The organism is Rhizobium sp. BK289, assembly GCF_014193575.1.
GTDB classification, from domain to species: domain Bacteria; phylum Pseudomonadota; class Alphaproteobacteria; order Rhizobiales; family Rhizobiaceae; genus Rhizobium; species Rhizobium tropici_C.
Window position 1 is genome coordinate 1 of record NZ_JACHZO010000035.1, and the last position, 6,802, is coordinate 6,802.

At 56.6% G+C, this 6,802-nt stretch carries 10 protein-coding genes; 4 read left to right on the forward strand and 6 right to left on the reverse strand.

What is annotated here, in order from left to right:
* Positions 1-78 precede the first annotated feature (78 nt).
* Both FHT84_RS31095 and FHT84_RS31100 read left to right on the forward strand, forming a co-directional pair.
* Entirely contained in the window at positions 79-441 is a 363-nt protein-coding gene (locus FHT84_RS31095; protein ID WP_169646400.1) for a transposase, read from the forward strand.
* Positions 438-1,235: an IS3 family transposase gene (locus tag FHT84_RS31100; RefSeq protein WP_246698689.1), complete on the forward strand. Its 798-nt coding sequence runs from the start codon at positions 438-440 to the stop codon at positions 1,233-1,235. The genes FHT84_RS31095 and FHT84_RS31100 overlap by 4 nt, the downstream gene beginning before the upstream one ends.
* Before the next feature lie 315 nt (positions 1,236-1,550).
* Here the strand turns inward: FHT84_RS31100 and FHT84_RS31105 are convergent, their stop codons facing one another.
* From FHT84_RS31105 to FHT84_RS31130, 6 genes are all read right to left on the reverse strand, one after another.
* Entirely contained in the window at positions 1,551-1,754 is a 204-nt protein-coding gene (locus FHT84_RS31105; RefSeq protein WP_145645616.1) for a hypothetical protein, read from the reverse strand.
* A 65-nt stretch (positions 1,755-1,819) separates the two neighbouring features.
* Positions 1,820-1,957, reverse strand: a complete 138-nt coding sequence (locus FHT84_RS31110; RefSeq protein ID WP_181592403.1) for a hypothetical protein — start codon at positions 1,955-1,957, stop codon at positions 1,820-1,822.
* An 85-nt stretch (positions 1,958-2,042) separates the two neighbouring features.
* Positions 2,043-2,267, reverse strand: coding sequence for a hypothetical protein (locus FHT84_RS31115; protein WP_183765867.1), 225 nt, complete (start codon positions 2,265-2,267; stop codon positions 2,043-2,045).
* Between the two features lie 324 nt (positions 2,268-2,591).
* The gene (locus FHT84_RS31120; protein WP_112343857.1) at positions 2,592-2,801 is read right to left on the reverse strand and encodes a cold-shock protein; all 210 of its coding nucleotides are present in this window, start codon (positions 2,799-2,801) and stop codon (positions 2,592-2,594) included.
* Positions 2,802-3,013: 212 nt separating this feature from the next.
* Positions 3,014-3,280, reverse strand: coding sequence for a DUF1488 domain-containing protein (locus FHT84_RS31125; RefSeq protein WP_112343858.1), 267 nt, complete (start codon positions 3,278-3,280; stop codon positions 3,014-3,016).
* 531 nt (positions 3,281-3,811) lie between these two features.
* Positions 3,812-4,789, reverse strand: a complete 978-nt coding sequence (locus FHT84_RS31130; RefSeq protein WP_113248608.1) for a 3'-5' exonuclease — start codon at positions 4,787-4,789, stop codon at positions 3,812-3,814.
* An 814-nt stretch (positions 4,790-5,603) separates the two neighbouring features.
* On the opposite strand from FHT84_RS31130, the gene FHT84_RS31140 reads away from it, so the two are divergent.
* Both FHT84_RS31140 and FHT84_RS31145 read left to right on the forward strand, forming a co-directional pair.
* Positions 5,604-5,966 carry a transposase gene (locus FHT84_RS31140; protein ID WP_169646400.1) on the forward strand — a complete coding sequence of 121 codons (363 nt, stop codon included), beginning with the start codon at positions 5,604-5,606 and terminating at the stop codon, positions 5,964-5,966.
* Positions 5,963-6,760, forward strand: coding sequence for an IS3 family transposase (locus FHT84_RS31145; protein ID WP_246698689.1), 798 nt, complete (start codon positions 5,963-5,965; stop codon positions 6,758-6,760). The genes FHT84_RS31140 and FHT84_RS31145 overlap by 4 nt, the downstream gene beginning before the upstream one ends.
* Positions 6,761-6,802: the final 42 nt, after the last annotated feature.

Genomic DNA, 6,802 nt, shown 5'->3' on the forward strand with positions numbered 1-6,802 from the left:
ATGGAGTGAACCCCTCGGGCTGGACCACGGGACACGGAAAAACTGATACACTCTGCGGGCCTCAATCGGAGAAGGCTCATGAAGTCCCGAGGTCCATATCGACGGCATTCGACACCGTTCAAATTGCAGCTTTGCCAAGATATCCGAAACGGCGTTATCGGACGGCGCGACGCGCAGCGCACCTACGGTGTCTCGGCCAACCTCATCCAGTTATGGCTCACGCAGTTCGATCGCGGCGAGCTGAATGATGAAGAGGCCGAGGCCAGCGTCATTGCGGAGTACGAGGCCCACATTGCGGCGCTCGAACGTAAGGTCGGCCAGCTCACGATGGAGCTGGACCTGGTTAAAAAAACACCGCGCCAGCCGATCGCCGGCGACAGCGGGAACTCCTCCATCGTCACCGGTCCCCGGCCTGTTCTGTCAGACGGGGGTGCAAAATGATCGATCTCCCCAGGAGCACTTACTATTACCGATCGACGGCAAAAGCATTAAACCTCAGCGACAGTCAGCTCGTTGCAATCATCGAGGATATCCAGGACGAGCTGCCTTGCTATGGATATCGACGCGTGACGCACGAGCTCCAAAGGCGAGGTCATCTCGTCAACCACAAGCGGGTCGCCCGCGTCATGCGGGCCAATGGCCTCGGGATCAAGCCCCGCAAGCGGTATGTTCGCACGACGGACAGCAACCACGATTCGCCTGTATACCCAAACCTCTATCGCAACGTGATCCCGGCGGGACCCGATATGGTCTGGGTGGCAGACTTCACGTACATCCGCATCGCCGTCGGCTTCTGCTATCTTGCCGTCATTCTCGACGCCTGCAGCCGGAAAGTCGTTGGCTATGGCCTTTCAAAACGCCTGGATACGCCGCTGGCGCTGGCTGCGCTGTATTCGGCCATTGAGAACAGAAAGCCTCCGCCTGGCTGCATTCACCACACGGACCGCGGATGCCAATACGCAAGTCAGACCTATCGACGAGCGCTCGAAGCGGCAGGCCTACAGGGATCCATGAGCGCCGTTGGCAACCCTTATCACAACGCGCAGGCCGAAAGCTTCATGAAGACCCTGAAAGTAGAGGACATCTATCCGGCTGAGTATGAAACCTTCGCTGACGTCGCCGAGCGATTGCCCAGGTTCATCGAAGAAGTCTACAATGCCAAGCGGCTGCACTCAGCCCTTGGCTATCGATCGCCAGAAGAATTTGAAACCCAACTCGCCCAGCAGGCGGCTTAGTTTGAAGCGCCCCGCTGGTCCAGCCCGAGGGGTTCACTCCACAAGGGGGTCAAATTTGCACGCCGAAACACAATCAGCCGAGTCGACGCGAAAGCGGGTAATCTGGCGCGTCGTAGAGCGCACGGATCTGGTTCTGATCGAAACGCGCCTCGTCAATTTCCAACATAGACCCACGCTGCTGACTGCGTGGCATGTCTTCTATTGCGAAACGGAGGGCCTCGGCAGCTGTCTCGAACCGCCGATAGCGAGGGCCGCTTATTCCAGCTTTCGACTTGCCGGCGTAAAGTCCAGCTCCGCCCGTATAGTCGAACCGGGTCACATTTGCGCCCTCGCGGTTGCGACAGGATGACGGAGGCGACGGGCGGCATCTCGGACGGTCCGTTCGCTATCGCGCAGTTGGCGCTGGCGCAGCTGCATCCCTTTTCGAAGGTTGAAGAGCTTTTCGGCACTGGAACCGGCTTCGGCGGCAGGTGCACGAAACAGCGCTTCTGCGGATTTTCGGGTGGTGTAGCTTGTCATTTTGTCCTCGAATAATGAGCGCGTTATCGCGCCCTTTGCGATGGTATTGGCGTGACAACGCCGAGCTATTTCTTGCTGAAGCTCGCCGTATGGCCGCCCGTGAGCTTGACCTGCGCGCCAGATGGCGCGGGTGCCGCTGCTGCGGATTTGTCTTTTTTCGGTTTACGGATCTCGCGGTTGCTACGCGTTTGGCCTTTGGCCATGGGTTTATCCTCTGGCGCCCGGATAAATGTCGGCGCTGTTTGAGCTGGAGTGATTTGGGTCGGCGTTTGTCTCGAAGCAAATTTGCTAAACTGGGAGGAGTGTCCTGCCTTGAAGTATCGTCCGCATGTGGGTTTTTCCGTCGATGCCGAAATTTGGAAAGGCACTCATCGCCGCGGGCAGGATTCGCTGAGCGGCTCGGGTGACCACGGTTTCGAGAAGCGCGCGAAGGGTCGCTTGTTCATGATATCCGAATGGACTCGAACGAGCCAGATTTTGTGAAACGTAGCCGGAATACTCGTTGGAAGACATCGCGTCCTCCTCTCGGTTGGGTAAAGCCATCGGAAAGACAGCGATGCCTATGATACGGCTATTGCGTCTGCCACATGCCTGCCTCGCCGTTTGGGCAGGCTATTGTCATTTCTGCCTGCGGGCCGCTCGGGCTAGATGTTGCAGCGGTTGAAACCAGACCCATCCTTCCGGATGGTACAGGTACAATGCTGTCACTGGGGCATAGCCGGTGGGGGTGCCAATCTCTCTCGCGAGAAAAACAAAAGGCCGGGCATGAACCCGACCTCTCACAGTCATTCAGCTTTGCTGCCAGTACATCCGTGGTCAACGGTGCGAATGACCTTATTACGCCGCCTGAAGGTTGTCGGCAGAGTTCTTGCCGGACTTGCGGTCCTGGACGATGTCATAAGTAATCTTCTGACCATCCGAAAGTGAACGCATGCCGGAGCGCTCGACGGCAGACACGTGCACGAACACATCCGTGCTGCCATTGTCAGGCTGAATGAAGCCGAAGCCTTTGGTGGAGTTAAACCACTTTACAGTACCAGTGTTCATAACGATTTCCTTTCAAAGCAATCGTTGTGGTTCCCGCGATGCCTTGCGGGATTAGATCGATTATTTGAGAGGAAATCCAACGGGAGCATAAAGCTCTGGAACGACGTCACAAGCATTGGTCGATAAACAACATATAAGCTCAATTTTTGGTTTTGCAATACCTATCTCGTTTTTGTTCTAAGCTCCTGTATCCTTTCAGCATCACGGTATGCTCAACGAAAATGCGCGAGATCTAGCGTGATGGCGCTGGATCGAGCTTTTGAATAAGCAGAGGTCGCAGCTTTCAGAATTCTTGGCCGCAATGCATCGAACGCCGTCAGGTAGTCTGCCTCGCTGGCATTTCGATGCGATTTCTCGCAGGCCAAGACTTCGGTCGCCAGATAGAATTTGATCTCGAACATCCCGTCGTATCCGGTGAAACGGACACAGCGATTTCTGTCGTCAAAACTACGAGCTTCGTTTGGGAAGGAGATGCCCATCAGCGCCCACCCTCATCTTGCCACCGGTCAATAGCGCTACTCTTGAATTGGGGATCAAGGCTTGCTCGCGTCGACGACTGTTTCCGGTTGGCGAGAGAACTCGGGAGAGCCGATTTTGTCCTCACACCCCAGCGGAACTCGGTTGAGAGAAAGAGTGAGGCGTCACGTTTCATGTCGGAAGTCGCGTCCGACCGAAATCCCCGGAGGCCGGCGGACCTTAAGACTTCCCTGACCAACTTGAAGCCGGCGGGTTCGATATGCGATGCTGCTGGATTGGAAGACATCACATCCTCCTTTGTTGGGGCAAGGTTCTGCACCCTTGGTGACAGCGCCCTGAAGACAAGCCGTCACTACCATCTAAGTCGTGCTGAAATACTGGATTACAAGGGGAGGCCGGGCAAAGAGGTCTGGAGCCATAACCAAGGATCGTCGAGAACTACGCTCGACAACCGAAAAGGGAGAGAATTTCTGGCCTTGACGCGCGACGAAATAGCCGGGCAGAAGTTCAACTCCCTTCAAGAGCAAAAGGAATTATCTTCGCCCCCTGAACCGGTCGAATGCCGACAAACGCTGGATCGGCGGGTCGGCATCCTCCCAGTGGTAGATTTCGTTTCGCAGGAACTGAAGCTCATCGTCCATGGCCTCTTCTGCGATCTCGATCCACCACGCTTTCGGCCGGCCGTCACTGCCATCGGACCAGCGATAGCCCCGTTCCTTCAGCCGGTCCTTGAGGTCGAAGGGTGAGTTTTCCGCGAAGATGCGAACGCGGGAACGCAGGCTTGCCTGATAGAGCTCGGCGAAAGGTGTTTGATCGTTATCGCCCTGAGCGAGCGCCAGCACCTCCAGCAGCGCAAAGCAATCATCGACCGCCCGGTGCCCGACATGAAAATAGCCACTCTGGTTGATGAGATAGCCAAGCTTGGTTCCCTCATATCCCCTGGCGCTCCAATCGATCTCGGAATTGGAACAAGCCCATGCCTTGCGGGCAAAGATCGAGGAGAAGGCTTCGCAGAACGGGCGATCGAAGCCGGCATTGTGGGCAATGACGAGATCGGCGGGCTCGATGAGCGCGCGCATGGCCGCCAAGTCGATCATCTGGCCGAGGACCATGGCGTCGGTGATGCCGGTCAGCCGGGTGACGTCGGCCGGGATCGGAATGCTCGGTTGCTGCAGTCCGCCATAGACACCGGTGATATCGCCGATCTCGCCGTCCTCATTGAAAGTGAAGCCGATCAGGCCGATTTCGATGATCTCGTCCTTTCTGGCATCGAGCCCTGTGGTCTCGGTGTCGAGGATGACAGCCCGAAGCGGATAGCCCGGCCTGGGAGCAGCAGCAATGGGCCGAGCTTCGAGTTTTCTCAGGATTTGGTAGCGGCCGGTTGCTTGCAGGATCCGCACCATCTCAGTCTCGTCAGGCGCTGATCCGGCTGGCCGTGCGCGCAGGCTTGGCGCCGACGTTCTGTGAACGGGCTGAGCATTCTCCGAAAACATGTCCAGCTGAGACGTCATGGCCTATCCGACGAAAATGATCGGCGTGAATTTAACGCCTTGGTTGACTGATGAGAAGCTTTCGATCGAGCCGGCGAGCGATACCCACGGATATTGCGAATAAAGGGCTTATTGACGAGGATGAAACCCCGATCGGTATGATTGGGCATCCTTCGACAGTTCGTACCTTACTGCCGAGCTGAAGCAGGTTGCCCCAGCTTTGTGGCCCACCAGTCGGTCGATAGGCCGGACGAATTTCTGCTCTGCGAGCATTATGGCAAAGAACCAGATTTCATCGATCATCAGGCGCCGCCACATTTCAAAGAATTTGTCCTCGGGCGGGCCGTGCCGCTTCTCGCCGCGCGCGCGCCTTCCGTTTACAATCCTGGTTTGACTGACGCCTCCGAGATAGTTCGCTGGCCGAGGAACTGCGTCCTCACCGGCACCACGTTGTACAATTCACTTAAATCATACTGCAATTTAACAATCGTGGGGCCTATCACAGCCCTCGAACAGAGCTGGAGCGGAACCTTCAGCCGAACTTGCCTGGATCAACCGGCTTTCTCTTATACCGTTGACGAACCACGTCATTCCTGGTCCAGATTTCTGCAGGTTTGAAGCCACAGTATTTATTATCGCGAGAATTTGACCCACTTTTTCATTTCGCGGTGGTCCAATCGGACCGTTAAATGGCGTTTGCCGACAAAATGATAGCCCGGATATTGTGGGTCAATGCGAAATGAAAAGTGAGTTAAATCTGGAGTGAACCCCTCGGGCTGGACCACGGGACACGGAAAAACTGATACACTCTGCGGGCCTCAATCGGAGAAGGCTCATGAAGTCCCGAGGTCCATATCGACGGCATTCGACACCGTTCAAATTGCAGCTTTGCCAAGATATCCGAAACGGCGTTATCGGACGGCGCGACGCGCAGCGCACCTACGGTGTCTCGGCCAACCTCATCCAGTTATGGCTCACGCAGTTCGATCGCGGCGAGCTGAATGATGAAGAGGCCGAGGCCAGCGTCATTGCGGAGTACGAGGCCCACATTGCGGCGCTCGAACGTAAGGTCGGCCAGCTCACGATGGAGCTGGACCTGGTTAAAAAAACACCGCGCCAGCCGATCGCCGGCGACAGCGGGAACTCCTCCATCGTCACCGGTCCCCGGCCTGTTCTGTCAGACGGGGGTGCAAAATGATCGATCTCCCCAGGAGCACTTACTATTACCGATCGACGGCAAAAGCATTAAACCTCAGCGACAGTCAGCTCGTTGCAATCATCGAGGATATCCAGGACGAGCTGCCTTGCTATGGATATCGACGCGTGACGCACGAGCTCCAAAGGCGAGGTCATCTCGTCAACCACAAGCGGGTCGCCCGCGTCATGCGGGCCAATGGCCTCGGGATCAAGCCCCGCAAGCGGTATGTTCGCACGACGGACAGCAACCACGATTCGCCTGTATACCCAAACCTCTATCGCAACGTGATCCCGGCGGGACCCGATATGGTCTGGGTGGCAGACTTCACGTACATCCGCATCGCCGTCGGCTTCTGCTATCTTGCCGTCATTCTCGACGCCTGCAGCCGGAAAGTCGTTGGCTATGGCCTTTCAAAACGCCTGGATACGCCGCTGGCGCTGGCTGCGCTGTATTCGGCCATTGAGAACAGAAAGCCTCCGCCTGGCTGCATTCACCACACGGACCGCGGATGCCAATACGCAAGTCAGACCTATCGACGAGCGCTCGAAGCGGCAGGCCTACAGGGATCCATGAGCGCCGTTGGCAACCCTTATCACAACGCGCAGGCCGAAAGCTTCATGAAGACCCTGAAAGTAGAGGACATCTATCCGGCTGAGTATGAAACCTTCGCTGACGTCGCCGAGCGATTGCCCAGGTTCATCGAAGAAGTCTACAATGCCAAGCGGCTGCACTCAGCCCTTGGCTATCGATCGCCAGAAGAATTTGAAACCCAACTCGCCCAGCAGGCGGCTTAGTTTGAAGCGCCCCGCTGGTCCAGCCCGAGGGGTTCACTCCAA